The 26,689-nt window shown below is 63.3% G+C and carries 25 protein-coding genes and 1 other RNA gene; 9 read left to right on the forward strand and 17 right to left on the reverse strand.

What is annotated here, in order from left to right; translation table 11 throughout:
- The 7 genes from ACE3PP_RS20845 to ACE3PP_RS20875 form a co-directional block, all read right to left on the reverse strand.
- A partial coding sequence (locus ACE3PP_RS20845; RefSeq protein WP_374385233.1) for a 2-hydroxyacid dehydrogenase occupies positions 1 to 909 on the reverse strand: 909 nt, incomplete at its 3' end.
- Positions 906 to 2,525: an ABC transporter ATP-binding protein gene (locus ACE3PP_RS20850; RefSeq protein ID WP_374385234.1), complete on the reverse strand. Its 1,620-nt coding sequence runs from the start codon at positions 2,523 to 2,525 to the stop codon at positions 906 to 908. The genes ACE3PP_RS20850 and ACE3PP_RS20845, both read right to left, overlap by 4 nt.
- The gene (locus tag ACE3PP_RS20855; RefSeq protein WP_374385235.1) at positions 2,525 to 3,577 is read right to left on the reverse strand and encodes an ABC transporter permease; all 1,053 of its coding nucleotides are present in this window, start codon (positions 3,575 to 3,577) and stop codon (positions 2,525 to 2,527) included. Before ACE3PP_RS20855 ends, ACE3PP_RS20850 begins: the two co-directional genes overlap by 1 nt.
- Positions 3,574 to 4,683 (reverse strand): microcin C ABC transporter permease YejB, encoded by a 1,110-nt coding sequence (locus ACE3PP_RS20860; RefSeq protein WP_374385236.1) that lies wholly within the window; start codon positions 4,681 to 4,683, stop codon positions 3,574 to 3,576. The genes ACE3PP_RS20855 and ACE3PP_RS20860 overlap by 4 nt, the downstream gene beginning before the upstream one ends.
- A 178-nt stretch (positions 4,684 to 4,861) precedes the next feature.
- Entirely contained in the window at positions 4,862 to 6,880 is a 2,019-nt protein-coding gene (locus ACE3PP_RS20865) for an extracellular solute-binding protein (protein ID WP_374385237.1), read from the reverse strand.
- 101 nt (positions 6,881 to 6,981) lie between these two features.
- Positions 6,982 to 7,767, reverse strand: a complete 786-nt coding sequence (gene hisN / locus ACE3PP_RS20870; RefSeq protein ID WP_374385238.1) for a histidinol-phosphatase — start codon at positions 7,765 to 7,767, stop codon at positions 6,982 to 6,984.
- 22 nt (positions 7,768 to 7,789) lie between these two features.
- The gene (locus ACE3PP_RS20875) at positions 7,790 to 8,341 is read right to left on the reverse strand and encodes a cytochrome c family protein (protein ID WP_374385239.1); all 552 of its coding nucleotides are present in this window, start codon (positions 8,339 to 8,341) and stop codon (positions 7,790 to 7,792) included.
- A 370-nt stretch (positions 8,342 to 8,711) separates the two neighbouring features.
- On the opposite strand from ACE3PP_RS20875, the gene ACE3PP_RS20880 reads away from it, so the two are divergent.
- The gene (locus ACE3PP_RS20880) at positions 8,712 to 9,482 is read left to right on the forward strand and encodes a 3-deoxy-manno-octulosonate cytidylyltransferase (RefSeq protein ID WP_374385240.1); all 771 of its coding nucleotides are present in this window, start codon (positions 8,712 to 8,714) and stop codon (positions 9,480 to 9,482) included.
- A 29-nt stretch (positions 9,483 to 9,511) separates the two neighbouring features.
- The gene (locus ACE3PP_RS20885; protein ID WP_374385241.1) at positions 9,512 to 10,351 is read left to right on the forward strand and encodes a prephenate dehydratase; all 840 of its coding nucleotides are present in this window, start codon (positions 9,512 to 9,514) and stop codon (positions 10,349 to 10,351) included.
- 26 nt (positions 10,352 to 10,377) lie between these two features.
- Here the strand turns inward: ACE3PP_RS20885 and rnk are convergent, their stop codons facing one another.
- The 9 genes from rnk to ACE3PP_RS20930 all read right to left on the reverse strand — a co-directional run bounded on the left by rnk (position 10,378) and on the right by ACE3PP_RS20930 (position 19,850).
- The gene (gene rnk, locus ACE3PP_RS20890; RefSeq protein WP_374385242.1) at positions 10,378 to 10,773 is read right to left on the reverse strand and encodes a nucleoside diphosphate kinase regulator; all 396 of its coding nucleotides are present in this window, start codon (positions 10,771 to 10,773) and stop codon (positions 10,378 to 10,380) included.
- Between the two features lie 298 nt (positions 10,774 to 11,071).
- Positions 11,072 to 11,887 (reverse strand): ABC transporter ATP-binding protein, encoded by an 816-nt coding sequence (locus tag ACE3PP_RS20895; RefSeq protein ID WP_374385243.1) that lies wholly within the window; start codon positions 11,885 to 11,887, stop codon positions 11,072 to 11,074.
- A complete protein-coding gene (locus ACE3PP_RS20900; protein ID WP_374385244.1) occupies positions 11,884 to 12,645 on the reverse strand; it encodes an ABC transporter permease in 762 nt (253 codons plus the stop codon). Before ACE3PP_RS20900 ends, ACE3PP_RS20895 begins: the two co-directional genes overlap by 4 nt.
- A complete protein-coding gene (locus ACE3PP_RS20905; protein ID WP_374385245.1) occupies positions 12,642 to 13,505 on the reverse strand; it encodes an ABC transporter permease in 864 nt (287 codons plus the stop codon). Before ACE3PP_RS20905 ends, ACE3PP_RS20900 begins: the two co-directional genes overlap by 4 nt.
- Position 13,506: 1 nt before the next feature.
- Entirely contained in the window at positions 13,507 to 14,598 is a 1,092-nt protein-coding gene (locus ACE3PP_RS20910; protein WP_374385246.1) for an ABC transporter substrate-binding protein, read from the reverse strand.
- A 134-nt stretch (positions 14,599 to 14,732) separates the two neighbouring features.
- Positions 14,733 to 15,662 carry a TauD/TfdA dioxygenase family protein gene (locus ACE3PP_RS20915; RefSeq protein WP_374385248.1) on the reverse strand — a complete coding sequence of 310 codons (930 nt, stop codon included), beginning with the start codon at positions 15,660 to 15,662 and terminating at the stop codon, positions 14,733 to 14,735.
- A gap of 30 nt (positions 15,663 to 15,692) precedes the next feature.
- Complete coding sequence (locus ACE3PP_RS20920) at positions 15,693 to 17,066, reverse strand: LLM class flavin-dependent oxidoreductase (protein ID WP_374385249.1); 1,374 nt, start codon at positions 17,064 to 17,066, stop codon at positions 15,693 to 15,695.
- Between the two features lie 154 nt (positions 17,067 to 17,220).
- Positions 17,221 to 18,114, reverse strand: a complete 894-nt coding sequence (locus ACE3PP_RS20925; RefSeq protein ID WP_374385250.1) for a TraB/GumN family protein — start codon at positions 18,112 to 18,114, stop codon at positions 17,221 to 17,223.
- 68 nt (positions 18,115 to 18,182) lie between these two features.
- Positions 18,183 to 19,850 (reverse strand): ATP-binding protein, encoded by a 1,668-nt coding sequence (locus ACE3PP_RS20930; protein ID WP_374385251.1) that lies wholly within the window; start codon positions 19,848 to 19,850, stop codon positions 18,183 to 18,185.
- A gap of 214 nt (positions 19,851 to 20,064) precedes the next feature.
- Between ACE3PP_RS20930 and ACE3PP_RS20935 the strand changes: the two genes are divergently transcribed.
- On the forward strand, positions 20,065 to 21,099 hold the full coding sequence (locus ACE3PP_RS20935; RefSeq protein WP_374385252.1) for a pentapeptide repeat-containing protein: 1,035 nt from the start codon (positions 20,065 to 20,067) through the stop codon (positions 21,097 to 21,099).
- A 5-nt stretch (positions 21,100 to 21,104) separates the two neighbouring features.
- Here the strand turns inward: ACE3PP_RS20935 and nudC are convergent, their stop codons facing one another.
- Positions 21,105 to 22,004, reverse strand: a complete 900-nt coding sequence (gene nudC / locus ACE3PP_RS20940) for an NAD(+) diphosphatase (protein WP_374385253.1) — start codon at positions 22,002 to 22,004, stop codon at positions 21,105 to 21,107.
- A gap of 204 nt (positions 22,005 to 22,208) precedes the next feature.
- Here nudC and ACE3PP_RS20945 point away from each other — a divergent pair, with 204 nt between their 5' ends.
- From ACE3PP_RS20945 to ACE3PP_RS20970, 6 genes are all read left to right on the forward strand, one after another.
- Complete coding sequence (locus ACE3PP_RS20945) at positions 22,209 to 22,943, forward strand: DUF6134 family protein (protein WP_374385254.1); 735 nt, start codon at positions 22,209 to 22,211, stop codon at positions 22,941 to 22,943.
- 108 nt (positions 22,944 to 23,051) lie between these two features.
- Positions 23,052 to 23,142: signal recognition particle sRNA small type (ffs, locus tag ACE3PP_RS20950), an RNA gene on the forward strand.
- 134 nt (positions 23,143 to 23,276) lie between these two features.
- Entirely contained in the window at positions 23,277 to 25,178 is a 1,902-nt protein-coding gene (locus tag ACE3PP_RS20955) for a DNA polymerase III subunit gamma/tau (protein ID WP_374385255.1), read from the forward strand.
- Entirely contained in the window at positions 25,175 to 25,498 is a 324-nt protein-coding gene (locus ACE3PP_RS20960; RefSeq protein ID WP_374385256.1) for a YbaB/EbfC family nucleoid-associated protein, read from the forward strand. The genes ACE3PP_RS20955 and ACE3PP_RS20960 overlap by 4 nt, the downstream gene beginning before the upstream one ends.
- 207 nt (positions 25,499 to 25,705) lie before the next feature.
- Entirely contained in the window at positions 25,706 to 26,293 is a 588-nt protein-coding gene (gene recR / locus ACE3PP_RS20965) for a recombination mediator RecR (RefSeq protein ID WP_374385257.1), read from the forward strand.
- Positions 26,294 to 26,365: 72 nt separating this feature from the next.
- Positions 26,366 to 26,689 (forward strand): hypothetical protein (locus ACE3PP_RS20970; RefSeq protein ID WP_374385259.1); only part of this gene is annotated, 324 nt, incomplete at its 3' end.

Consider the following 26,689-nt stretch of genomic DNA (forward strand, 5'->3'; position numbering starts at 1 on the left):
ATGTTCCAGCGGCAGGCCCGACCGGTCCCGGACAATCTGGGCGGCGATGGCGCCAAGCCCACCGGCCGGGTCGGTATCGCTGGCATTGTGCGGTGTCATGAAGATCCGCGGGTGTGCCCAGAAGGCGTGGCCGGCAGGGAGCGGCTCTTTGGCAAAGACGTCGAGGCTCGCCGCCAGCAGCTGTCCGCTTTCCAGTGCTTTGAGGAGATCGGCTTCGTTGAGATGCCCGCCGCGCCCCACATTGATGAGCGAGGCACCGGGCTTCAGCCGCGCAAAAAGATCGGCATCGAGAATGCCGGCCGTCTCCGGCGTCAGCGGCAGCAGGCAGATGAGTATTTCAAGCCCGTCGAGAAAGGCCGGCAATTGATCGCGCCCCGTGAAGCAGCGAATCCGGTCATGGGATTTCGCCGAGCGTGACCAGCCGCGCACCGGAAAGCCGAACTCGACCAGTTTCTCGCCGGCCGCCAGGCCCAATTCGCCGAATCCCAGGATGCCGACGGGCCGGTCCCAGGAGGCCGGATACCAATGCGGCAACCATTGGCCTTGCGCTTGTGCCTCCTCCAATTCCCAGATGCGGCGATGGTGGCGCAAGGTCTGCCACAGCACATATTCGGTCATGCCTTGCGTGAGGCCCGGCTCCACCATGCGCACAATGGGAATGTTCTGCGGTACTTCAGCGCTGCCGAGCAATCGTTCGACACCGGCACCGAAACAGAAGATCGCCTTGAGCTTCGGCATCGCAGCGGCAAGTCCCGGCACCGGGCGCCACATCAGCAGATAGGAAATGTCGGCAAGGTCGAGGCCTGGCCGATAGGGGACAAGCTCGATCGAGGGAATGCCGGCAGCAGCGGCGGTGAACGTCGCCTCATATTCATCGGCGCCGGCGAAAAGAAGTCTGGTACGCATCATTGTCTCACCATATCGAGATCGACCGCCTCATGGTGAAGGGCGGCCGACAGCAGGGCCTTTGTATAAGCTTCCTGGGGCCGTTCAAAGATGTCCACCGCCGGGCCGCTTTCTACGACCTTGCCCTGTTTCAGGACGAGAACGCGGTGGCTCATCGCCCGGATGACCCGCAAATCATGCGATATGAACAGATAGCTCAAGCGATGGCGCTGCTGCAGATCGCGCAGGAGATCGACGATCTGCGCCTGGACCGACATGTCGAGTGCCGACGTGGGCTCGTCGAGCACGATGAGCTTTGGCTTCAGGATCAAGGCTCGTGCGATCGAGACGCGCTGCCGCTGACCGCCGGAAAACTCATGCGGATAACGATGCCGCGTCTCGGGGTCGAGGCCCACTTCACGCAAAGTGGCGATGACGATTTCCTCGCGTTCCGCTTCGTCGCGGCCGATCCCGTGGATGCTGAGCCCTTCGGCAACAATCTCGCCGATCGAAAGGCGGGGGCTGAGGGACCCGAACGGGTCCTGGAAGACGATCTGCATCTCGCGCCGTAACGGGCGCATCTCGCCGCGCTTCAGCCCGTCGATACGCCGGCCTTCGAAGGTGATTGCACCTTCGCTGTTGATGAGGCGCAGCAGGGCCAGGGCCAATGTGGTCTTGCCGGAACCGGATTCGCCGACAATCCCCAAGGTCTCGCCTTCGCGCAAGGAAATGTCGGCACCGACCACCGCCGGCACATGACCGACCACGCGGCGGAAGACACCCTGCTTGATGGGAAAGAGGACACTGAGCTTTTCGGCCGCCAGCAGTTCCGGTGCTTGCGTTGCGATCGGCAGCACCGCGCCCTTGGGTTCGGCCGCCAGCAGATGCTTGGTATAGTCGTGCTGCGGGCGATCGAAAACATGAACCGTATCGCCCTGCTCGACGATTTCGCCCTGGCGCATCACGGCCACGCGCTTGGCGAATTTCCGCACCACGCCGAGATCGTGGGTGATGAGCAGAATCGCCATGCCGAGCCGGCGCTGCAGATCCATCATCAGATTGAGGATCTGCGCCTGGATGGTGACGTCGAGCGCCGTCGTCGGTTCGTCGGCGATGAGAAGATCGGGCTCGTTGGCAAGCGCCATCGCAATCATCACCCGCTGCCGCTGCCCGCCCGACATTTCGTGGGGGAAGGACTTCAACCGCTGTGCCGCGTTGTCGATCTTGACCAGTTCGAGGAGCTCCAGCGCGCGCTTCCGTGCGGCCGCGTTGCTGGTAGGCCGGTGCAGCTGGATCGCCTCGACCAACTGGCGCTCGATCCGGTGCAGCGGGTTGAGCGACAGGGTCGGTTCCTGGAAGATCATGGCGATACGGCCGCCGCGGATCTGCCGCAGATGCATCGGCGATGCGGCGAGAAGGTCTTCCGTCCCGGTCGGCCCGGCAAAGCGAATGGCGCCCGCAGGATGGGTTGCGGTCGGCGGCAGCAGCCGCAGGATGGAAAGCGCCGTCACCGATTTGCCTGATCCGGATTCACCGACCAGCGCGACTGTCTCACCCTTGTCGATCGCGAAGTCGACGCCATGCACGACTTCGCGTCCGCCGAATGCCACTTTGAGGTTGTCGATTTCGAGCAGCGCCATCACGCATTGCCTTTGCGCGGATCGAACGCATCGCGGATCGCCTCGCCGACGAAGATAAGAAGAATCAGCATGACGCCGATAACGATGAAGCTGGTGATCCCCAGCCACGGCGCCTGCAGGTTTTCCTTGCCCTGGGAAAGCAACTCACCGAGTGACGGCGACCCCGGCGGCAGGCCGAAGCCGACAAAATCGAGCGACGTGAGAGCGGCAACTGATCCGCTGAGCGTAAACGGCAGATAGGTGAGGGTCGAGACAAGGGCATTGGGCAGGACATGGCGGATCATGATGCGCCAATCGCTGAGGCCCAGCGCCTTCGCCGCCCGGACATATTCAAGATTGCGCGCGCGCAGGAATTCGGCGCGCACGAGACCGACCGGCCAGGTCCATTGAAAGAGCAGCAGCAACCCGAGAAGAGTCCAGAAGCCCGGCACGATGACGGCCGAAAAGATGATCAGGATGTAGAGGCTGGGCAGGCTGCCCCAAATTTCCAGGAAACGCTGGGCCAGAAGATCGATCCAACCACCGAAATATCCCTGCACCGCGCCGGCCAGGACCCCAACCACGGTGGTGACGATGGTAAGCATCAGGCCGAACAGGACCGAGATGCGAAATCCATAGATGACCCGCGCCAGCACATCGCGCGCCTGGTCGTCGGTCCCCAGCCAGTTGAGACCATCCGGTGCGGTCGGAGCAGGTCCCGGCAGGTTCGTCACCACTGTGTCATATGAGAAGGGCACGGGCGGCCACACCATCCAGCCACCGGTTTCAGCGATACGTTGCTTGAGGAACGGTCCGGTGAAGTCGGCCGTGAGACCCGGCACACCACCGAAAGCCTCCTCGCCATAGTTATGGAAGACCGGCCAGTACAGATCGCCCTGATAGGACACGATGATCGGCCGGTCATTGGCGATGAATTCAGCCGGCAAGCTGATTCCGAACAGGATCAGGAAGATGACCAGCGACCAGACACCCCGGCGATTGGTGAGGAAATTGCGCCAGCGCCGGCGCGTCAATGGCGTCACTTTGAAGCCGAGAAGGCGCGTGGTGCTCATAGGTCGCGCGCCTCGAAATCGATACGCGGGTCGACCAGCATGTACATGATGTCGCCGATGAGGCCCATTACAAGCCCGATCAGGGTAAAGATATAGAGCGTCGCGAACATGATCGGATAGTCGCGATTGATTGCCGCTTCGTAGCCGAGCAGGCCCAGCCCATCCAATGAGAAGATGATCTCGATGAGCAGCGCCTCGGCAAACAGGATGCTGATGATGGCACTGGGAAAGCCGGCGATGACGATGAGCATCGCATTGCGGAAGACATGGCCGTAAAGCACCCGTGTCTCGGTCAGCCCCTTGGCGCGCGCCGTCGTCACATATTGCAGGTGGATCTGGTCGATGAAGGAATTCTTGGCAAGGAAGGTGAGGCTGGAGAATCCGCCGATGACCATGGCGATGATCGGCAATGCCATGTGCCAGAAATAGTCGACCACCTTGCCGAAGAGCGACAGCTGGTCCCAATTGTCGGAGACCAGTCCGCGCAAGGGAAAGAAGCTCCAATAGGTGCCGCCGGCAAAGAGAACCACGAGGAGAATGGCGAACAGATAACCCGGTATGGCGCTGCCGGCGATGATCACCGCGCTGGTCCAGAAGTCGAAGGGGGTGCCGTCGCGCAGTGCTTTCGATACGCCCAAAGGTATCGATACGGCATATGAGATGAGCGCCGCCCAAAGCCCGATCGAGATCGATACGGGCAGCTTTTCGACGACGAGATCGACGACCGGTCGGCCTTTGAAGTAGCTGTTGCCGAAATCAAAGGTGAGATAGCTCTTCATCATCATCAGAAAGCGCTCATGCATCGGCTTGTCGAAGCCATACATGCGCTGGATCTCGGCGATGAATTTGGGATCGAGGCCGCGCGCGCCCCGATATTGGCTGCCTTCGCCGGGCGTGGCGGACGGGCCTTGCGTGCCGGTCGATGTTTCGCTGCCGCCGCCGCCGGTGATACGGGCGGTGGCATCGATCGCCGTCCCTTTCAGCTTGGCAATGGTCTGCTCAACCGGCCCGCCGGGTGCCGCCTGGATGACGACGAAATTGATGATCATGATTCCGAACAAGGTCGGAATCATCAGCAGCAGGCGGCGGATGATATAAGCGATCATTGTGTCGAGATTGGGGAAGTAGAGCCCCCCCCTCTCCCTAACCCTCCCCCACGCTGGGGGGAGGGAATCCTAGCCAGCTTGAATGCGGCTGTCATCGCGAACTCGGTGAGCTCCCTCTCCCCCACGTGGGAGAGGGTTGGGGAGAGGGGGTGGATCGACCGGACCCGCACCATCCCGCTCACTTCGCTTTCTTTCGCTTCAGCATCGCGCCGACGATCACCAACAGAACGACCGCACCGCCGGCATAGAGGAGATAGCCAAGCGGCGAGCTGCCGCGATCGGCCGGTGCCGCCGCTACGGTGGCGGGTTCGGTCGCGGTGGCATTGCCGGCCGGCGCACCCGCACCTGGCTCGGCCGCCGCCGGCGCCGTCTTCGCGGCAAGTGCCTGCTCCTTGACCGGATCGATCCACCAGGCGGAAAGGCCGATGCCATAAGTGGGCTCCGGCAATTTATCGGGGCGCCCGAACTTGTTCCAATAGGCGATGCGGAAAGCCCCCATATGCCAATTGGGCACCACGTAATAGCGCCACTGCAGGATGCGATCGAGGGCCCGGCAATAGGCGATAAGCTCTTCACGGTTCGGCGTCGCGATCAGCTCTTCCACCAATTGGTCGATCACCGGGTCCTTGATACCGATCTCGTTGCGGCTGCCCGGCGCATCGGCCGATGCGGACCCCCAGAAATCGCGTTGCTCATTGCCCGGCGAGAGGGATTGCGGGAAGACCGAGGAAATCATGTCATAGTCGAAATCCTCGTTGCGCTTCTGATACTGCGCCGCATCAACGGCGCGCAGCGTCAGCTTGACGCCGAGGCGTTCCAGCGATTTGGCGTAAGGCTGCACAATGCGCTCGAAGAGATCGCCGGCTTGCAGCAGGAATTCGATTTCCAGCGCCTGGCCGTTCTTCATGCGCTTGCCGTTCTCCAGCTTCCAACCGGCCTGGTCGAGAAGTGCCGCGGCCTTCGCCAGATTGTCGGCATTGTTGCCGCTGCCGTCGGTTGCCGGCGGATTATATTCGGTGGTGAAGACCTCGTCCGGGATTTTGCCCCGCAGGGGCTCCAGGATCTTCAGCTCTTCCGGCGAGGGCAGGCCCTTGGCTTCCATCGGCGAGTTCTGGAAATAGGAGCGCGTGCGCGTGTACTGGCTGAAGAACAGCGTCTTGTTCGACCATTCGAAATCGAAGGCGAGGATCATCGCCTGCCTGACCAGCACATCCTGGAAGATAGGCTTGCGCAGGTTCATGGCGAAGCCCTGCATGCCTTGCGGATTGTCGCTTTGGATCGTCTCCATTTTGAAGCGGCCATCTTTCAGGGCCGGCGATTCATAGCCCGTCGCCCATTGCTTGGCCGAGTTTTCAGCGCGGAAATCGAAACTGCCGGCCTTGAACGCCTCAAGGACAACGGTGGGATCGCGGTAATAATCGGTGCGGACGATATCGTAATTGTCCGTGCCGATATTGACCGGCAGATCCTTGCCCCAATAATTGGGATCGCGCTCCATCGTGACCGAGCGGCCGGCCTCGAAGCTCTTGAGCTTGTAGGGACCACTGCCGAGCGGCACGTCGAGCGAAGGTTCGTCGAACTTCTTCCCTTCCCAGAAATGCTTCGGCAACACCGGCAACTGCCCCATGATCACAGGCAGCTCGCGATTGTTCTTGGTCGAGAAACTGAACTTCACGCGGTGCGCATCCAGCGCCTCAGCCTTGTCGACATTGGCGTAATAGAAACGATAGTTGGGCGCCCCCTTCTCCTTCAGGATGTCGAAGGAGAAAACGACATCATCCGCCGTGATCGGCTTGCCGTCCTGCCAATGCGCCTGCGGGCGCAGATTGAAGATGATCCAGGAATTGTCCGTTGCAACTTCCATCGATTCCGCGATGAGGCCGTACTCCCCCATCGAATCGTCATCCACCTGCGTCGTCAGCGTTTCATAAAAGCCGGTGAGGCCCGCCGGGTCGCCGTTGACGATGAAGGGGTTGAAACTGTCATAGGAGCCCACACCCGCATAGCGCACGGTGCCACCCTTGGGCGCATCGGGATTGACGTAGTCGAGATGCTTGAAGTCCGGCCCGTATTTCGGCTTGTCGCCCAGCGTCAGCGCATGGGTCTTGATGCTGTCCTGCGCCTGGGCCGGTCCGACGAGTGCCGCGCCGGCACCGATGGCAAGAGCGAGAGCGAGGGCAGCGACGCGATGATGCATGAAAGCCTTCCCGGAATGCTTAAGCGACGTCTTTTGCCGCGAGCATAGCGGAAGCCTTGCTAAGTCGGAAAGCCTCGATTTTATGGGGATTTAGACAGCTATCAGCCGTTAAGGATGGCGAGCGCCTGATCGAGGATGCGCTTGTCGCCCGCAGCGACCACCGCATCGCCCGATTTGGTGTCGAGGGGCTTCCCCGCCCAATCGGTGATGATGGCACCGGCCCCTTCGAGCACCGGCACCAGCGAGAGATAGTCATAGATACCGAGCGTCTTCTCGACGACGAGGTCGATGAAGCCGGTCGCCACCATGCCGTACTGATAGCAATCGCCGCCATAGGTCGCAGATTTGGCGCTGCCGGCAATCTTTTCGTGCCGGGCGCGATCGGCACCCTGGAACATCTGCGGCAGGGCTGCCGAGAAATAGGCATCCTTGAGCTCGGCGCAGGGCCGCGCCTTCACGGGTGCGCCATTCAGCGTGGTGGCATGGCCCGTGGCCCCGATCCAAAGGTCGGAAAGGATCGGCATGTCGATCACGCCGAGCACCGGCTTGCCGCCCTGCGTCAACGCGATGAGCGTGCCGAAGGTCGGTCGGCCGGTGACGAAGGCGCGGGTTCCGTCCAGCGGGTCCAGCACCCAGACGAACTCGGCATCGGCGCGTTCGCTGCCGAACTCCTCGCCGATGATGCCGTGCGCCGGAAAGGCCTTGTTGATCGCCGCGCGCAAGGCCGCCTCGCATTCGCGGTCGGCCTTGGTCACCGGGCTTTCGTCACCCTTCGAGATGATGTCGAGCCGCGTGCGGTAATAGCCGCGCAGGATCGGGCGGCTGATATCGACCAGGTTCCTGGCAAGCGACAGGAACTCGGCCGGTACCGCCGCTGCAGCTGACATGATGTGCGCTGTCCTGGTTGGCTTATTGCGGCAGCGGCGCGGGTGCGTCCGACTGGTCGCGCAGCCAGCGCAGCAGAGCTGCACGCTCTTCCGGCTTCTTCAAGCCGGCAAAGCTCATCTTGGTGCCCTTGGCATAGGCCTTCGGGCTGGTCAGGAACTGATCGAGATGATCGTAATCCCAGGTGATCTTCAGATTCTTGATCACGTCGGAATAGGCGAAATCTTCTTTGTGCGCCGAGTGGTTGCCGACGATGCCCCAGAGGTTCGGGCCGACCTTGTTCGGGCCGCCGCTTTCAAACGTGTGGCAGGTCTTGCACTTGGCTGCGACCTTTTCGCCAGCGGCCGGATCGGCGGCGGCAATGAGCGGCACCGAGGAGACCGGGGCGGCATCGGCCGGCGCGGCCGCAGCCGGGGCAGCGGCTTCACCTGCGCCACCTTCGGCGCCGGCAGCAGCTTCCTCATGCGAGGCGCCTTCCGGGGCACCGTAGATGATGTTGGAGACCAGACCGACCGAAAGGGTCAGCAGACCGCCGACCAGGACCGCAGCGGCGATCTTGTTGCCTTCCAAAGACATTCGACTTCATCCCTCATGGCTTATGCGCAGCGCTTCAGCCCCGGTTACCCCTTTTCCAGGATGTCTCCTGGGGGATCCGGGACCTACCCCAAACGCCACGCGCGAAACAAATTGGCTGATCAAGGGGCCACAACTCGGCGCGGAATTTAACTGCTTCCGTCGCCTCTGTCCAATGGGCGTAGTGGCTTAGGGGTCGCCGCCCGGTCCCGGCTTGGGACGATTTTACCAAGTCCTTGCGCCTGCCTTTGATTCTCAACCCGAAGCGGCATAATGTCGCGGCCCCGCCACCCCTCCGGCAATGTTAATTGCCTAGCCGTTTTTGCCCCGGATTCCCGGGTTTTCACCACCCTTTTTGCCCGGCACCCGAACCATGACCGATGCCCGCCCCGCCAACCCTGTGATCCTCATCCCCGCCCGGATGGCCTCGACCCGGCTGCCCGACAAGCCGCTCGCCGACATCCACGGGGTGCCGATGATCGTCCATGTCTGGCGCCGGGCGCGGGAAGCCGGGATCGGCCCGGTCTTCGTGGCCTGCGCGGAGCCCGCCATCCAGGCAGCAATCGAGGCGGCGGGGGGCCAGGCGGTCCTCACCGACCCCAACCACCCGTCCGGCTCCGACCGTATCTTCGAAGCCCTCGCCAAGATCGACCCGAAGCGGGAATTCGACGCGGTGGTCAATGTGCAGGGCGACCTTCCCACCCTCGACCCCGCCCTCATCCGCCGCTCCCTCGACCCGCTGGCCGAGGCTGCGGTCGACATTTCGACCCTCGCCGTCGAGATCACGCGCGAGGAGGAACGGACCAACCCCAATGTGGTGAAAGCGGTGGCGGCCTTTGCGCCCGGCGGCAGCGGCATCGCCCGCGCGCTCTATTTCACCCGCGCCACGGCGCCCGCCAATGCCGACGGGAAATCGGGTCCGCACTATCATCACATCGGCCTCTACGCCTATCGCCGGGCGGCGCTCGAAACCTTCGTCAAAATGCCGCCCGGCATCCTCGAACAGCGTGAGAAGCTGGAGCAATTGCGCGCGTTGGAGAACGGCATGCGCATCGACGTGGCGCTCGTTGACACCCTGCCGCTCGGTGTCGATACTCCGGCCGACCTCGACCGGGCGCGGGCCCTGCTGGCCCCCGGGCGTTGATTTTTTCCAGATCTCATAGGGACTGTGCAGTGAACAATGTGATCGCCTTCCAGGGTGTGCCCGGCGCCTATTCCAACCTGTCGTGCCGCGCCGCTTTTCCCGACATGGAGGCGCTGCCCTGCCCGTCCTTCGAAGACATGTTCGCTGCCGTCCATGAGGGGCGCGCGCGCCTCGCTATGGTGCCCATCGAAAATTCGGTCGCCGGCCGCGTTGCCGACATCCATCATTTGCTGCCCGATTCCGGCCTCCATATCGTCGCCGAGCATTTCCAGCGCGTGAATCACCAGCTGCTGGGCGTCAAGGGCGCCAAGCTTGCCGACATCAAGACCGCATCGAGCCATATCCAGGCGTTGAGCCAATGCCGCAACAATCTGCGCGCGCTGGGCATCAAGCCGGTGGTGCATGCGGATACCGCCGGCGCCGCCGCCGACCTCGCCGCGCGCGGCGACAAAACGGCTGCCGCCATCGCCTCGTCGCTGGCAGCCGAGATCTACGGTCTCGAGATCCTGAAGCCCGACATGGAAGACGCCACCCACAACACGACACGCTTCGTGGTGATGGCGCAGGAACCGATCGACCCGGATTCGGACAAGGGGCCGATCATCACCAGCTTCGTCTTCAAGGTGCGCTCGGTGCCAGCGGCACTTTACAAAGCGCTGGGCGGTTTCGCCACCAACGGCGTCAACATCACCAAGCTGGAAAGCTACATGCTCGACGGCCATTTCTCGTCGACGCAATTCTATGCCGATATCGACGGTCATCCCGACCAGCGCCCGGTGCGGCTCGCCCTCGAAGAATTGTCGTTCTTCTCGCGCGAGGTCCGCATCCTCGGCGTCTATCCGGCGTCGAAATTCCGCCAGCAGGATTGATCACCCGGCCAGATCGCCGGATTTGATCAGCGGGGCTGGCTGACGATCGCCAGCAATGTCAGGCTCTTGATTTCGCCCGAGCGCGTCTCCCATTCGATCGACTGACCGACTCGAAGACCGATCAAGGCGGTACCGACCGGCGTCAGCACCGAGATTTTCCAGCTGGCGATGTCCTGATCGCCCGGATAGACGAGCGTCGCCTGATGGATCTCACCCGTGCTGTTGTCGCGGTAACGCAGCTCGGCATACATCGTGACGATGTCGCTGCCGATTTCGGCGCGCGGCAGAATCGTCGCGCGCATCAATTCGCGCGTCAGGAAATCGCCGACGCCGGGTTGATGTTCGACCGCCAGGGCAAGATCGGACAAGCGGGCATGATCCTCGGCGGACAAGGTGATGGGCGGTGGTGTGTGGGTCGGCATGGAACTTTCCTCTCTGCCGATTCGACCGACGAAAGCGGCGGCGCGCGCCCAGCACGGATGCGCGCTGGCGATTTCACCGGTGACGGGATTGTGGCGATTGGCGTTTGCGGAACGGAATCAGGCCCGGAATCCGGGCCGCCGCGAATAGCTCAGGCGCAGCGCCGAATTCCGGGCGTAGCACCCGTTTGCTGCCTGCCCGCGCGAAGCTGAGCGACAGATATATGGATATATCTTGCCATAACCTCTTTTAGATAGGCATGGCTGGCGCCAATTCAAGGCGCTGGCGCAGAGCTTACAATCAGGCCGCCACCGCCGGCGACACACCCAGCTGTTCCAGCACGCGGTCGCGCAAGGCCACGAATGCGGGGGCGGAGCGATGCCGTGCCGGACCCAGATCGACCGGCAGTATTTCGCGAATGCGGCCGGGATTCGGTTCCATGACGACGATGCGGTCGCCGAGATAGACCGCCTCGTCGACATCATGCGTCACCAGGATCGCGGTGATGCCTTCCTGCCGCACGATGCGGCGGATTTCATCCTGCAGCCGCAGGCGCGTCAGCGCATCGAGCGCGCCCAACGGCTCGTCGAGCAGCAGGAGGCGCGGCCGGTTGACCAAGGCCCGGGCGATGGCGACGCGCTGTTGCATGCCGCCTGAAAGCTGTGCCGGATAGGCGTCGGCAAAATCGGAAAGCCCTACGAGGCCGAGATGTTCGGCGGTCGCCGCCTCAGCCGCATTCTTCGACAGGCCCGCGCGGCGCAAGGCGATGCCGACATTGTCCGCCACCGTCAGCCAGGGGAGCAGCCGGTGCTCCTGGAAGACGATGCCGCGTTCGAGCGACGGTCCCGTGACCACAGCACCGTCGACATGGATCGCACCACTGGTCGGCGTCTCAAGCCCCAGGATGAGACGCAGCAGGGTCGACTTGCCGCAGCCCGAGGCGCCGACGATGGCGAGGAATTCCCCCGGCTGCACGTCGAGATCGATGTCGGCAAGCGCGTTCACCTGCCGGCCCTTCAGCGCGAAGCTCTTGGCGACGTGGGCGATCTCCACTGCCGGGCGATGGGTCGAAAGATTCGGGACGGCTGCGAGGGCCAGCGGGTTCTGCGCATTCATCTGCTGCTTCCTTTGCGAAGGCGCCGCTCAATGAGCGCGGCGGATGTGTTGAAGACGATGCCGATGGCGCCCATCAGCAGGATGGCGACAAGGACCAGATCCATTTCAAAGAGCTGGCGCCCTTCCATCAGCCTGCCGCCGAGACCGGGGGCGATCACCATGAAGAGCTCGGCGGCAATGGTCGCCTGCCAGGCATAGATGAGACCCGCATGGAGTCCGGTGAAGATCGCCGGCAATGCGCCGGGCAGGGCGATGAAGCGGATGAAATCGAGCCGCCGGAAGGTGAGGACGCGCGCCAGTTCAACCTGCGTTGCGGGGATGGCGGCAACACCCTGCCAGCTGTTGATGACATTGGGCTGGAACGCCGCCAGCGCGATGAAGACCACCTTGCCCACCTCGCCCGCGCCGAACCAGACGGAGATCAGGGGAACCCATGCATAAAGCGCGATCTGGCGGTGAACGAGCAGCGTCGGCCCAACGATACGCGCGAGCAGCGGTGAAAAACCGAGCAGCAAGCCCGTGCCGACACCGAGCGCGCTGCCGGCCGCAAAACCGCCGAGGTCGCGCAACAGGCTGAAACCGAGATCATGGACCAGCGTGCCGGTCGCCAGTTCACCGACAAGGCGGTGGGAGACATCCTGAAGCGGCGGCAGGAAGTTGCGATCGACGAGACCCGCAACACTGGCCGCCTGCCACCCTAAGAGCAGCAGGGCCGGCATGACGAAACCGAGCCAGGTGAGACGCGACGGCCGGGTCATCCGCGCAGCTCCCAGCGCTGCAGATAGCGCGCGACGCGGCCGAGCAGCCAATCGGTGAGGAAGCCGATGGCGCCGATGGCCACCACGGCGGTCAGCACCAGTTCCAGCTGGAAGAGCTGTCGGCCATAGGCCATGAGATACCCAAGCCCTTCGGTCGAGGCGAGAAGCTCGACGGCGATGAGGGTCTGCCAGGCATTGGCAGCCGCCTCGCGCAGGCCCGTGAAGATGGCGGGCGCCGCCGCCGGCAACACGATATGGCGCAGCGTTTCGGCGGGCGAGAGCAGAAAGACGCGCCCCACCTCGCGGTAGCGTGCCGGGACGTCGCGGATGCCCTGATAGGTGCCGAGCGTCACCGGAATGAAGGAAGCCAGGGCGATGATCAGCGTCTTCAATCCTTCATCGATGCCGATGAGAAGGATGAGGAGCGGAATCCAGCCGACGATCGGCACCTGACTCACCGCCAGGAAGACCGGATCGGCGAGCGCCTTCAGGCCCCGCGACAGAGCCATCCCGGCACCCAGGGCGAGCCCGATGCCGGCGCCGAGGGCGAAACCACGCAAGACCCGTTGCAGGGAAATGAAGCTGTCGCTCCACAGGCCGCCGTCTTGCGCATAGTCGCGCAGGCTGATCCAGACGATCTCCGGCGCCGGCAGAATCTGTTCGGGGAGCCAGCCGAAATGGGCCGATGCCGTCCAGGCGAGCAACAGGAAGAGCGGCAGCAGGAAGCCGAGCAGCGGCCGCGCATTCGGAATGGAGAAATGGGACAGCAGGAACCGCTGGGCGGACCCGGCCCCATCGCCGAGGCCCGCAGCGTACAGGGCTGCCGCGCGCGACGCCGATGGGGACCGGATCTCACTCATCTTACTGCGCCGCCACTTCGACGCGGCCGCTGGCAACCTTGTTGCCTTCAGCGTCATAGCGGGGCCAGTAATCCTCGAGACCGAGCTCCTTCAGCGCGTTCTCGAGATATTGCGGGGCGAACCAGCTGTCGACATCGACCTCCTTCTTGATGAGGCCGTATTGCAGCGCCTTCGCCGCCTTTTCCTTGTAGCGGGCGACGATGAATTCATCGACCACCGCCGTGTTGCGGCGCGCCAGGGGCTGGCCGTCGAAATCGTCGGCGAAGCTTTCGGCCGGCACGCCGGATTTCGCCCAGGCTTCGAACACCGCCTGGCGGTTGGCTTCATCCGAGCCCCAGGCCGCCGCCTTCACGAAGGCGTTGGTGATGCGCTGGGTAAGGTCCGGATGGTTCTTTTCGAAATCGGCCGTGACGAAGACTGCCGAATTGGTACCGAAGATCGGCTTGTCCTTTTTCGAAGCGTAGACGATCTTCACGATACCCCGCTTGGCGAGGTCGAGATATTCCTCGCCGCCGAACGAAGCATCGACATTGCCGGCGGCCAGGGCCGCCGTGGCGTCGCCCGTGGTCAGGCTGACGAACTTGATGTCCTTTTCGGTGAGCTTGTGCGCTTCGAGCACCGCGTCGGTCGCGATCTGCAGGTTGGTGCCGCGGAACTGCGCCACCTTGCGGCCCTTCAGATCGTCGATATTGTCGATGTCCGAATTGGGCGCCACGGCGAGATAGAGCGAGCCGCGCTCGGAGGCCGGCAGCAGGAACTTGGTTTCAAGACCGCGCGACCGGCCGACGATCGACGGCAAGTCGCCGAGGCCGGCAGCGATGTCGAGCTTCTCGGCAGCCAAGGCCTCGTTAAGCTCGGGGCCGGCGCCGCGAAAGTAAGTCCATTCGATCTTGATGTCCTTGTCGTTCTTGAATTCGTTTTCAAGATATTCGCCGACCCGGGCGATGCTGACCGAATCGCCATAGCCATAGGGCCGGTTGTCGACACCGACGCCCGGATAGCCGACGCGGATGGTGAGTTCTTCGGCCGAGGCCTGGCCGCCGATCAGCGAGCCGAGGCCGAGGGCCAGGATGGCGAGATATTTCAACTTCATGGGTAAGCTCCGTCATTGCCGCCGGCGGAAATCGCGCGGGGGGATTCGTTTTCAGTGATGGGTTGGGTGCGTGGGAGAGGGGCCTTCGCCCTAGCTACATCGCCGCCGGTGATGGGACATGGCGGGGGCCCTCGCTATTCCGCGGCCTGGCGCGACGGGCCACCGATGATGCGCGTTACCGAGCGGCGGCCATCGACGCTGACCGGCACCTCGCCGGCGATGGTCGAGCGGCGCACGATGCGGTTCTGATCGCCGTAATCGTTGAGCGCATAATGCTGGGTCGATTGATTGTCCCAGATGGCGACATCGCCCTTGCGCCAGGACCAGCGCACCGTGTTTTCCAGGCGGATGACATGGTCCTGCAGCAGGCTGAAGAGATGCGCCGAATCCGTGTTGGAGTGACCGACGAAACGCTGGATGAAATAGCCGAGCACCAGCACCTTCTCGCCCGTATCGGGATGAATGCGCACCACCGGATGTTCGGTTTCGTATTGGGTGGACGCGAAGACATCCTGATAATGCTTGCGCTCGGCATCATTGGCGCGCGGGCGCTGGGCGGCGCAATCGTATTTGTTGGAATGGACGGCCCAGAGGTTTTCCGCCAGCTGCTTCAATTGCGGCGACAGATCCTCATAGCCCGCCGCCGTATTGGCCCAGACCGTGTCCCCGCCAAAGGCCGGGATCTCGACCGCGCGGAGGATCGAATATTTGGGATAGGCATCGACGAAGGTGACATCGGTATGCCACTGGTCGGCCTTGCCATTGCCGGACGCGGCGTCGAGTTCCAGGATTGCGGTCGACCCGGCGCGGACTTTCTCGGTCGGATGCGGCACCAGTTCGCCGAAGAGCCTGGCGAAGCCTTCCTGCGCCGCATCGTCGAGCTGATGCTGGTCGCGCAGGAAGATGACGCGGTGCTGGCGCAACGCCGCCTTCAGCGCGCCGATATCCTCGGCTTTGAGATCGGTGCCGAGCTTCAAATCCTGCACCTCGGCACCGATGCGCCCGGCAAGGCGGCGCAGTTTCAAACTGTTGTTGTTGGCAACTTCTTTCAGAACGCTGCTCATCTTCATCTCCTCATCTAGCGGGATTGGGTTCTATTCGGCGGCGCGGCGGGCACCCGGGCGCGCCGCATGTTGTGGGAAGGCAAGACCCAGATTTTCGCGCAAGGTCCGGCCTTCATATTCGGTGCGGAAGAGGCCGCGCCGGCGCAACTCCGGCAGCACCAGTTCGATGAAATCGGTAAGGCCGCCGGGCACCGTGGGCGGCATGACGTTGAAACCGTCGGCACCGCCGTTGAGGAAGCGTTCCTCCAACTGGTCGGCGATATCGGCCCCGGTCCCGACCAGCTGCCAATGGCCGCGCGCCCCGGCGATGCGCAGATAAAGCTCGCGGATGCTCAGATTCTCGCACCGCGCCAGATCGACGAAGAGCTGCTGCCGGCTCTTGCTGGCATTGGATTCGGGAAGGTCCGGCAGCGGCCCGTCGACCGGATAGGCCGAGAGATCGAAATTGCCGATATAGGTCGAGAGCAAAGCCAAGCCCACCTCCGGATGGATGAGGTCCTGCAGCTGCTCGAACTTCTCCTGCGCCTCGGCGCGCGAGCGGCCGACCACGGGGAAGACGCCGGGCATGATCTTGAGATCGTCGGCATGGCGGCCATAGGCCGGCAGGCGCCGTTTGAGATCGGCATAGAATTCCTGCGCGTCCTTGAGCGACCGCTGCGCGGTGAAGACCACTTCCGCCGTGCGCGCCGCCAGCTCCTTGCCGACCTCCGATGATCCGGCCTGCACCAGCACCGGATGGCCCTGGGGCGAGCGTGAGACATTGAGCGGCCCGCGCACCGAGAAATGCTTGCCCTGGTGATGGAGGATGTGAAGCTTTGCCGGATCGAAGAAGCGGCCGCTTTCCTTGTCACGCAGGAAGGCATCGTCTTCCCAGCTCTTCCAGAGACCCAGCACCACGTCGGCGAATTCGTTGGCGCGTTCATAGCGCGCGGCATGCAGCAGATCGCGCGTATTGAAATTCTGCGCCTCAATCCCGTCCGAGGAGGTGACGAGGTTCCAGCCGGCGCGACCGCCGCTCAAGGCATCGAGCGAGGCGAAATAGCGGGCGAGATTGAAGGGCTCGGTAAAGCTGGTCGACGCCGTCGCCACCAGGCCGATCCGTTCGGTGACAGCGGAGAGCGCGGAAAGGAGCGTGATCGGCTCGAAGCCGATCGACCATTCGTCGACGCGGCTCAGCGCCTTGATATTGCTTTCACCGACACCGACCCCGTCGGCCAGGAAGATGAGATCGAACTTGGCTGCTTCGGCCGCCTTGGCGAAGGCGACACGGTATTGGAAGTCGGTCGTGGCATGGGCCGAAACATCCGGGTGGCGCCAGGCGGCGACATGATGCCCACCTGGATACATGAAGGCACCCAACCTCATTTGCCTGGGCTTCACGGCCTTGTTGTCGTTGCCACTCATGATCCTGCCTCGTTCCAAGGGCGGCGCGCATCGGCGCCGCTGCAGGACCATCAATCCCTATTCAGCAGCTCGGGAAAAGCGAGCAATTCTGGCAAGCAGCCAAGGAAATCTGGCTGCGCGGGCTTGCGGGTGACTTAAGAAAAACTTGTGACGGTCAGAGCCGCGCGACCGTGAAGCCGCGCCGCTGCAACAGGGTCAGAAGCGAATCCGTACCAGTGAGATGTGCTGCACCGACGGCGACGAAATGCGTGCCGCCGTCATGGGCAAGTGTCGCGATGCGTTCAGCCCAGGCGGCGTTGCGGTCAGCGAGCAGCACCTTGCGCAGACGCTTGTCGCCCACCGCACTATCAGCGCCCTTGAGCATGGTATCGAGCGCGGCGACATCGCCGGCAAGCCAGGCACCGGCGAGCTGGTCGAGCTGATCGGTGGCCGCGTCGATTCCGTCGATCGTCTGGGTGAGAAGTGCCAGCTCCATTTCCGGCGGCAGATCGGCAAAGAAGCGCAGCTGCTGTTCGACCGTTTCGAAGCCCAGCACTTTCTTGTTCGCGGCCTTCGCCTGGTTCAGCAATTGATTGTCGACACCCGCTTCGCCTTGATAGCCCGCCTGCTGCAGCGGCGCCTTGCTGAGCGTCAGCGCTGCGAGCCAGGGGCGGAGCGAGTCGAACGTCACCGGGGCGATGCCCACCTTCTGCGCCGCCGCGCGCAGCTTCTGCCGTTCCGGTACCGAGAGCTTGGTATAGAGCGGATGCGCCGGGTCCTTGCCGTATTTCCAGATGAAGGATTGGTCGATCTGCCCTTGCGTGCCCTCGGCCATTTCCAGCCACAGGGTCCCGCTTTGCGCAAAGGCATCTGCGATCTTGGGCGCGCGCCAGTCCGCATCGGGTTTCAGCAGATGGATGGTGCCGAAGAGATAGAAGGTCGCATTGCCACTTTTCGCCACCCACAGGGCCGGCTCTGCCGAAGCGGGGCTGGCGATGGGCAGGATGGCGAGGAGGCCGAGGAAAGCCCGGCGCATGCAGGTCCCGATCACGTCAAATGCACGCCGCACGGTTGGCCCCTGGCAGTGGAAGGTGTCGGCTTATATGGCGACGCGCCGGGGCTTTGCCAAGGGATCGGTCAATCGAGGTGGCGCCAGCGCTTCACCACGTCGTTGAGGTCTTCGGCCTGCAGCTGGTCCTGCTGCCAGGCGGTGCCGAAGGGGGCGGTGCCGGAGCGCGGGCGATGCTCTTCCGCCAGCCGGTCGAAATCGATCCGGGTCGGCAGCGGGACACCTTCACCCACGGCGATGGCCTGGCCGTTGCGCAAGGAGGGGAGTTCGCCCATCAAGCCTTGGCTCGATTCCGGCAGGATCGCCGCCAAAAACTCCTGGTCCTTGTGGCTGGTCATGCGCAGCGCGAAGATCGTGCTGCATTGGGAGAGGACCGTGGTCGCCAGTTCGGACGGACGCTGGCTGATGAGGCAGAGGGCGACGCCATATTTGCGCCCTTCCTTGGCGATGCGCGAGAGGGCCCGCTTGGTCGGCTCGAACCCGGCATGGGGGTCCGATGGGGCATAACGGTGCGCCTCCTCGCAGACCAGCAGCACGGGTGCCTTGCGGTCGCTCCACAGTGCGAAATCGAAGCTCATGCGGGAGAGCAGCGAGACGACGACATTGAGGATTTCGGAAGGCACACCCGACGTGTCGAGAATGGTGATCGGCTTCCCGCCGACCGGCACGCGGAACAGGCGCCCCAGAATCTTCGCCATATTGTCGCGCGTCACCAGCCCCTGCAGCGCACCTGAACTGCCGGCGCCAGGGAACATGAAAGAAAGGCGCCGGTCCGCCTGCATGTGCTGGAAACGCTCGCGGATGCGGTGATAGGCGGCGGCATCGGCCGGCCGGTCGAGCTTACCCAAAATGCCGTCGATGATCTTGGCGATGTCGGAAAGGCGATAGGGAACGGGCGTGTCGATGGTGATCTGCGCCGCGGCCTCGGGACTTTGCGCGAGGTTGCGCTTGGCCTGCGTTACCACCTGGTTGAGGAGTACCGCGTCGGCATCGGGCTGGGGCGACCCCGTGCCGATCACCATCTCGCGCAGTTCCTCGAAATTGAGCAGCCAATAAGGCAGTTCGAGATCGTCCGGCGTCACCACTTCGGCGCGGTCTTTGAAGGCCGTCGCATATTCATTGTGCGGATCGAGCATCAGCACATGGGCAAATTCATGCTGGCTGAGGATCGCGCGCAGGATGGTGACGAGCGCGCAGGATTTGCCGGCGCCGGTCGTGCCCAGCACGGCGAAATGCTTGCCAAGGAGTTCGCTCGCCAGGATCTCGGCCGGAATATCGTGGTCCTGATGCAGCGCGCCGATGCGGGCGCTGCGCTGGTTGGCACTGAGACGCCGCGTGAAGACGCGCCTCAAATCGTCGGAGGTCGCGGGAGCGAGCTTGTCGTCGAGCGCCGGGAAAGCGGTCACACCGCGCTGGAACGGAGCATCGTCGCCGGCCCGGTGATCGATCTCACCCACCATTTCAAGTTCGGCTCGGCGCAATTCATTGGGCTGGCCGGGATAATCGACATTAAGGGCGGTAACGAAGCCGAACACGGTCGAATGGTCGGTCACGATCTTCACCAGATCGCCAAGATGGGGACCGCGCGTGCCATTCCGGTCGCGCTGTAAAAGCGCCGTCACGCGCGCTCCCGCCACCGCCACGACGCGACCCACGATTCGGTCGGGGCTGCCGTCGGGTACGGCAGCCGAGTCGGGCGCGGTCGGATTGACACTGGTCAACGATACAGCGGTCATCGGCATCAGCTCCGGGGATGAGTATCCAGCAAACGTCTTACCAGCTCGTTTATTCGGCCTGTAGCAAAGGCCATCTACATCCTCAACGAAAAGTATTTAATGTCTATTTTAGAAAAACACAAAATATTGTGAGTTTAGGAATGTAGTGATAAACACTGCCGCGCCGCAGATCCGAAGCGAGGATGGCGGCCTTCTTTTTTCCAGATGGCAGATCATGGCACCGCAACCGCCCGATAGCCGGGTCATCAAAGGGAAGCGCATCTCCCAGGCGGCCCTGCAGCGTCTGGGCCAACTGCATGTCGATTGGGTGGTCGGCCGCCCCACCGGCAAGCGCGCCATGCTGGAAGAATGCGATTTGAGCGGCCTCGACTTCAGCCACATGAATTTCAGCGACGGCGTGTTCATGTTGTGCAAGTTCGCGGATTGCGAGGGGCGCGGCGTCAAATTCACCGGGGCCATCCTGCGGTCATCGGTTTTCGACCGCGCCGATCTCACCAATGCCGATTTCCAGCGCGCCGATCTCCGCAGCGCCTCGTTCCAGGACGCGATCATGGCCGGTGCCGCACTCGGCCGGTCGGACATGCGGCGCGATGCCTACAGCGACGATGCTTCCTCCTTCAAGGGCGCCATCCTCACCCGCGCCAATTTTGCCGACAGCAAAATGAAGGGTGCCGATTTGAGCGGCGCCGTCATGCAGGAGACCAATCTGTCCAACGCCGATCTGCGCGGCGCCTCATTCCGCAGCGCTGAGCTGGCCGGCGTGGTGCTGGCCGGCGCCACTGTCATGGACAGCGATTTCTCAGGTGCATTCCTCGACAAGAACATGGCGGGGAAGATCGATATCACCTGCGCCAAGGGACCGGCCCGCAAGCTCGACAGCGACCGGCTGAGGCGCATGCTGGACGAACATCATCGCTGGGTCATCAGTTTGGGCAATGAAGGCAAGCGCGCCGAGTTGGGCGGCTACGATCTGACCGGCGTCGATTTCTCGGGGCGCAACCTTGCCGCCGCCAATTTCAATGGCGCAACACTGGCCGAAGCACGCTTCGAAGGCGCCTGGTTGATGGCCGCTGATTTCCGCACCGCCAACATGCTGCGCGCGCGGCTCGCCAAGGCGGACATACGCGGCGCCGATTTTTCCGACGCCCATCAGCGCGATATCGATGTCGATGCCTGTGTTGTCGGCGAACTGCCGGGCTGCCCGCTGGTGACGCGGGGCCTTACCCCGAAGCGCGCGGCTAAGGCCTAACCCAGTTACAGCCTAACCCAATCCTCGATCAGCTTGCGCGAAATGGAATCGGCGCGCGGCAAGCGGAAGCTCTCATTCTCCGGCGAGTTCAGCAGATCCATGCGCGTCATCCATTGTGCCGATTCGATTTCGCCATCGTGCAGGTCGAACGCATCGCTTTCGCTTTCGGCGGTAAAGCCCAGCATCAGCGATGCCGGGAACGGCCAGGGCTGCGATCCGAAATAGCGGATGTTGTGGACGCGCAACCCCACTTCCTCGAACACTTCGCGCGCCACCGCATCTTCCAGGCTTTCGCCCGGTTCGACGAAGCCCGCCAGCACCGAATGCATGCCCGGCGCCCACATGCCTTGGCGCGCCATCAAGATGCGATTACCGCAGGTGACGCGCATGATGACGGCGGGGTCGGTGCGCGGAAACTGCACCGTCGCGCAATCGCGGTTGGTGCATTGGCGCTGATGACCCGCGGCCTTGGGCTCGGTCGGCGATCCGCACACACCGCAGAACCGATGCCGCTGGTGCCAATAGGCAAGACCCCGCGCATAAGCGAGAAGTGCGCCGTCGCGCTGGGGCAGCAAGGGGCCGATGCCGCGCAATTCCTGAAAATCGCCCAGCGCCGTCGCGGCCGGCTCATCGAGCCCAGAAACGTCGAGCGCGAAATGCGCCACTTCGCCATCGACACCCAGCAGGATGATGGTGTCGGCATGGGCGATGAGTTCGGCCTGCGCCACCGGATCGAGGCTGCCGACAATGGGGCTGTCCGCGGCCTGCACCAGATGCCGCAGGCGCCAGACCGGATAGAAACGCGAATGCGGATCAGTGAGGCGCGCTTTCAGCCAAGTCTGGTCCTCGCGCCGCTGCGCGGAGCGGTCGAAATCGCCGGTCGCATAGAAATAAGTCTGCATCATGACAATTCGTTAATGGGCGCTTCGTTAACAGGCCTGCGCCGGATGTGACGCAGACCCCTTGACGCCTCGATTTCCGGACACATTTACCTTAACGGCAGGTCTGTCCCGTTTGACCTTTTGAGTGCTTGGGTTGATCATGAACGCAGAAATTCCGCCCAGGACCGGTACTGTTTTACAGGCTTCACTACAGGCATCATTTTTGACATGAGTGTTTCACGTCGGCAATTGCTCTCCACCACCTTGCGCCATGCAATGATTGCAGGCGCGGTCGCGGCTTTTGTCACACCGTTTCCTGTCTTGGCCGATTCGGGCAGCGTCACGCAATCGGCCTCGGCCGAGGCCGGCTTTCCGTTCACGCCGCCGCGCGGTCGCTTCATTTATGCGATCACCCGCGATGGCGATCCGATCGGCACGCAGAAGCTGGATTTCGTCGCCGACGGCAGCAATCGCCTGACCGTCATCACCGATGTCGATATCGATGTGCGTCTGCTGGGGTTGAGTGTCTATAAATTCACGCAGCATATCGAAGAACGCTGGCAGGACGGTGCGCTGCAGGGGATGGTTTCCGAAACCAATGACGATGGCGAGGAACGCAAGGTCGATCTTGCGCGCCAGGGCGATCGCTTGACCGGCAAGTACAATGAAAAGAAGCGCGACGTGCCGGCGGATCTCATCCCCTCGACCCTGTGGCATCCGGACGCCATCAACCAAAAGACCGTGCTCGACACCGTACGGGCCCGCCAGCATCAAGTGAAAGTAGCCGACAAGGGTGAAGTGGCGCTGGTCCTGCCGGTGGGTACCGTCGATGCGCGGCATTATGCCTTTACCGGCGAGCTCAACCGCGATGTCTGGTACGGCAAGGATGGGATCATCCTGCAGGCGGAAATGAAGGCCAAGGACGGTTCGATCATCCGCCAGCAGCTTCTTTCGCGTCCCTGAACGACAGCCAATCCGCTGAATCATTTGAATATTCTGGGCATCGCACCAGACGCGGCGATTCTTCAGTTGCGCAAGGGTGGGCGGTTCTTGCTATAAGCTCGCCCGGGAGGTTGGTGGCGGACGTTTGTCTCGCCAACCCGGTCAGGTCCGGAAGGAAGCAGCCGTAACGAGTTCTCAGGCGGGTCGTTTGCCAGCCTCCCACCCTTCCCAGCCTCCCACCCTATCTTCGACATGCCGTCCAATGCACGATCCGGCATTAAGATTGCTGGCATCCGGCGCCGTTTTTTTGTACCACCTGAGGAGGTTCCAATCCTCCCGGGCGATGTTGATTGCATGAGTGACCAAGACGGGCAGATCAAAGCTTCGGGACAGGATGCGGACGGCCACTACCGGGTCCTCGCGCGCAAGTACCGTCCCAGCGATTTTTCCGGCCTCGTCGGTCAGGACGCCCTGGTCCGTACCCTCACCAACGCGATCGCCGTGGGGCGCCTCGCCCATGCCTTCATGCTGACCGGCGTGCGCGGCGTCGGCAAGACGACGACCGCGCGCATCCTGGCCCGTGCCTTCAATTGCGTCGGCCCCGATGGCAAAGGCGGGCCGACGGCGAGCCCCTGCGGCCAGTGCGAACATTGCCTCGCCATCGCCGAGGACCGCCATGTCGACGTGATCGAAATGGATGCCGCCAGCCGGACCGGTGTCGGCGACATGCGCGAACTCATCGAAGGCGTGCGTTATCGCCCGGTCAGTGCCCGCTACAAAGTCTATATCATCGACGAAGTGCACATGCTCTCCAACAGCGCCTTCAACGCGCTGCTGAAGACGCTGGAAGAACCGCCCGCGCATGTGAAGTTCGTTTTCGCCACCACCGAAATCCGCAAGGTGCCGGTGACGGTGCTGTCGCGCTGCCAGCGTTTCGATCTCAGGCGCATCGAGGCCGACGTTCTTGCCGCCCACTTCGCGCGCATCGTTGCGGCCGAGAATGTCGCGGTCGAACCCAATGCGCTGGCCCTCGTTGCGCGCGCTGCCGACGGTTCGGCCCGCGACGGCCTCTCGCTCCTCGACCAGGCGATCGCCATGGCCGAAGGCACCGTGACCGAGATCCAGGTGCGCGAGATGCTGGGTCTTTCCGACCGCACGCAGCTCTTCGATCTCTATGAAGCCGTCATGGCGGGCGAAGCGCCGCGGGCCCTCGATCTCCTCGGCACCATGTACCGGGCCGGCGCCGATCCGATCGTCGTCGTCCAGGATCTTCTCGATCTCACGCATCTGGTGACGCGCGCCAAGATCTCGCCCGACGTGCTCGCGGCACCCACCATGCCGGAAGCGGAAAAGAAACGCGGCGCCGAATTCGCGCAGAAACTTTCTATGCCGGTTCTTGCCCGCACCTGGCAGATGCTGCTCAAAGGCCTCGGCGAGGCGCAATCGGCACCGCAGGCGCTTGCCGCCGTCGAAATGGCACTCATCCGCCTCATGCATGTCGCTGACCTGCCGACGCCGGGCGAACTGGTGAAGAAGCTGACCAGCGGCCAATTGCCGACGGGGAGCGGCGCACCGGTACGCGGCGGCGGTGGTGCTGGCAATGGGAACGGCAATGGCGCGACCCACGCCGTCGCCGCGAGCTATGTCGGTGGCGCACCGGGCAACGGTCCCACCGCCTTCGGGCAGCGCGGATCGGCGGCGCGCCTGGAAGCCGTGCCGCAGACGATGGCCCCCATTCAGGCGCAACCGACCCCGCAGCCACAGGCTGGCCTTGCCGATCCCAAGACGTTCGACGAGCTCATCGCCCTCTTCCGCGCCAAGCGCGAGGCGATCCTGCTCACCCATCTTTTGAACGATGTGCACCTCGTCCATTTCGAATCCGGGCGCCTCGAATTCCGCCCGTCCGAACGGGCGCCGGGGAATCTGGCGAACCGCATCGCCGCCTGCCTCCTCGATTGGACCGGCAAGCGCTGGCTGGTGTCGCTCAGCAATGCCGCCGGCGAGGCGACGATCAAGCAGCAGCAGGCCTCGATCATCGCCGAACGGAAGGCGGAGGCCGCCGAACACCCGCTGGTGCAGGCGATCCTCAAGACCTTTCCCGGTGCGCGCATCGAAGACGTGCGCGATATCGGCGCGCCCGAACCCGTGGCAGTGCCGGCACCGGCATCTGACTCACACGATCCCGAATCGGGCGATGCCGGTGGCGACGATGCCGCGCTCGATTTCGAAATGCCTTTTGGAGATGACGACCTATGAAGAACCTTGGCCAGATGATGAAGCAGGCCCAGCAGATGCAATCGAAGATGGCCGAAATGCAGGCCATCCTCGAACAGGCCGAAGTGACCGGCCAGGCAGCAGGCGGCATGGTGACGATCACCATGACGGCCAAGGGCGAGCCCAAGCGCGTCAAGATCGATCCCAGCCTCGTCAACCCGGCCGAGGTCGACGTGCTCGAAGATCTCATCAGTGCGGCGTTGCGCGATGCGCGCGCCAAGGCTGACAAGCATATCGCCGACGAAATGGGCAAGATCACCGGCGGCCTGCCGCTGCCGCCCGGCTTCAAGCTGCCGTTTTGATATCTTTGTGGTGAAAGTTCTCAGTCATTTCCCCCTCTCCCTAACCCTCCCCCACGGCCGACGGATGTCGGCATTCGCCGACTGTGGGGGGAGGGAACCAAAGCCAGCATGCCACTGCTGCTGCGGCAAACTCGGTGAACTCCCTCCCCCCAACGCGGGGGAGGGTCGGGGAGAGGGGGGCTTCCAGAGTCCCGCCCAGCTATACCCATGAACGACATCGATCGCCTGATCCAGATCATGGGCCGCCTGCCGGGGCTGGGGCCTCGCTCGGCGCGGCGGGCCGTGCTGCATCTTTTGAAAAAGCGCGAGGCCTTGCTGCATCCGCTCATCGATGCGCTGGGCGAAGTGGCGGCAAACGTGAAGACCTGCTCGGTCTGCGGCAATCTCGATGCCGCCGATCCATGCGCCATCTGCCGCGACGCTGCGCGCGATCCGTCGCTGATCTGCGTTGTCGCCGATGTCGGCGATCTCTGGGCCTTGGAGCGCATCGCCACGTTCAAAGGTCGCTATCATGTGCTGGGTGGTGTCCTCTCGGCACTCGACGGGGTGGGACCGGAACAGCTTTCCATCGGGCCGCTGCTGCGCCGCCTCGAAGGTGGCGCGGTCAAGGAAGTGATCCTCGCCCTCGGCGCCACGGTCGACGGGCAGACCACGGCCCACTACCTATCCGACCGGCTGCAGCCCCTGAACGTCGCCGTTTCGCGCCTCGCCCACGGGGTCCCCGTGGGGGGCGAGCTCGATTATCTCGACGACGGCACCCTCATCCAGGCGCTGAAGGCCCGGCAAAAGCTCTAAACGGGCACCCATCTGGCCCGCGCCTTGCATTTCCGGTAGAATGGCAACCTGAAAAACTGAGGAATTCCGCCATTGTCGGAGCTGGAACCACCCGTGCCGCGCAAGGAGAGGCGTGCCCACAAGCGGCCTTTGCCCCTGCCGCAGCCGAAATTCGTGCCGGCCGGCAACCCTTCCTTGCCCACCTTCGTCAGTTTGATGCTGATGATCACGACCTTCATGATCGTGCTGACCAGCATCTCGCTGCATGAAAATTCGCGCATGCACCAACTGCTCGGCAGCGTCAAACAGACCTTCGCCCTGGGGAACGCCGACAAGACGCCCGAACAGGTGGCGCAAGACGCCCTCGGTGCGGCGGCCGGCGGCTTCCGCACCGCGCTGCCGATGGCCGAGGTGACG

It is taken from the genome of Dongia sp. (assembly GCF_041910485.1).
Lineage (GTDB): Bacteria > Pseudomonadota > Alphaproteobacteria > Dongiales > Dongiaceae > Dongia.

Coding starts and splice junctions, on each gene's coding strand:
- ACE3PP_RS20850 (WP_374385234.1), bottom strand. CDS start 2,525: ATGGCGCTGCTCGAAATCGACAACCTCAAAGTGGCATTCGGCGGACGC.
- ACE3PP_RS20855 (WP_374385235.1), bottom strand. CDS start 3,577: ATGAGCACCACGCGCCTTCTCGGCTTCAAAGTGACGCCATTGACGCGC.
- ACE3PP_RS20860 (WP_374385236.1), bottom strand. CDS start 4,683: ATGATCGCTTATATCATCCGCCGCCTGCTGCTGATGATTCCGACCTTG.
- ACE3PP_RS20865 (WP_374385237.1), bottom strand. CDS start 6,880: ATGCATCATCGCGTCGCTGCCCTCGCTCTCGCTCTTGCCATCGGTGCC.
- hisN (WP_374385238.1), bottom strand. CDS start 7,767: ATGTCAGCTGCAGCGGCGGTACCGGCCGAGTTCCTGTCGCTTGCCAGG.
- ACE3PP_RS20875 (WP_374385239.1), bottom strand. CDS start 8,341: ATGTCTTTGGAAGGCAACAAGATCGCCGCTGCGGTCCTGGTCGGCGGT.
- ACE3PP_RS20880 (WP_374385240.1), top strand. CDS start 8,712: ATGACCGATGCCCGCCCCGCCAACCCTGTGATCCTCATCCCCGCCCGG.
- rnk (WP_374385242.1), bottom strand. CDS start 10,773: ATGCCGACCCACACACCACCGCCCATCACCTTGTCCGCCGAGGATCAT.
- ACE3PP_RS20895 (WP_374385243.1), bottom strand. CDS start 11,887: ATGAATGCGCAGAACCCGCTGGCCCTCGCAGCCGTCCCGAATCTTTCG.
- ACE3PP_RS20900 (WP_374385244.1), bottom strand. CDS start 12,645: ATGACCCGGCCGTCGCGTCTCACCTGGCTCGGTTTCGTCATGCCGGCC.
- ACE3PP_RS20905 (WP_374385245.1), bottom strand. CDS start 13,505: ATGAGTGAGATCCGGTCCCCATCGGCGTCGCGCGCGGCAGCCCTGTAC.
- ACE3PP_RS20910 (WP_374385246.1), bottom strand. CDS start 14,598: ATGAAGTTGAAATATCTCGCCATCCTGGCCCTCGGCCTCGGCTCGCTG.
- ACE3PP_RS20915 (WP_374385248.1), bottom strand. CDS start 15,662: ATGAGCAGCGTTCTGAAAGAAGTTGCCAACAACAACAGTTTGAAACTG.
- ACE3PP_RS20920 (WP_374385249.1), bottom strand. CDS start 17,066: ATGAGTGGCAACGACAACAAGGCCGTGAAGCCCAGGCAAATGAGGTTG.
- ACE3PP_RS20930 (WP_374385251.1), bottom strand. CDS start 19,850: ATGACCGCTGTATCGTTGACCAGTGTCAATCCGACCGCGCCCGACTCG.
- ACE3PP_RS20935 (WP_374385252.1), top strand. CDS start 20,065: ATGGCACCGCAACCGCCCGATAGCCGGGTCATCAAAGGGAAGCGCATC.
- nudC (WP_374385253.1), bottom strand. CDS start 22,004: ATGATGCAGACTTATTTCTATGCGACCGGCGATTTCGACCGCTCCGCG.
- ACE3PP_RS20945 (WP_374385254.1), top strand. CDS start 22,209: ATGAGTGTTTCACGTCGGCAATTGCTCTCCACCACCTTGCGCCATGCA.
- ACE3PP_RS20955 (WP_374385255.1), top strand. CDS start 23,277: ATGAGTGACCAAGACGGGCAGATCAAAGCTTCGGGACAGGATGCGGAC.
- ACE3PP_RS20960 (WP_374385256.1), top strand. CDS start 25,175: ATGAAGAACCTTGGCCAGATGATGAAGCAGGCCCAGCAGATGCAATCG.
- recR (WP_374385257.1), top strand. CDS start 25,706: ATGAACGACATCGATCGCCTGATCCAGATCATGGGCCGCCTGCCGGGG.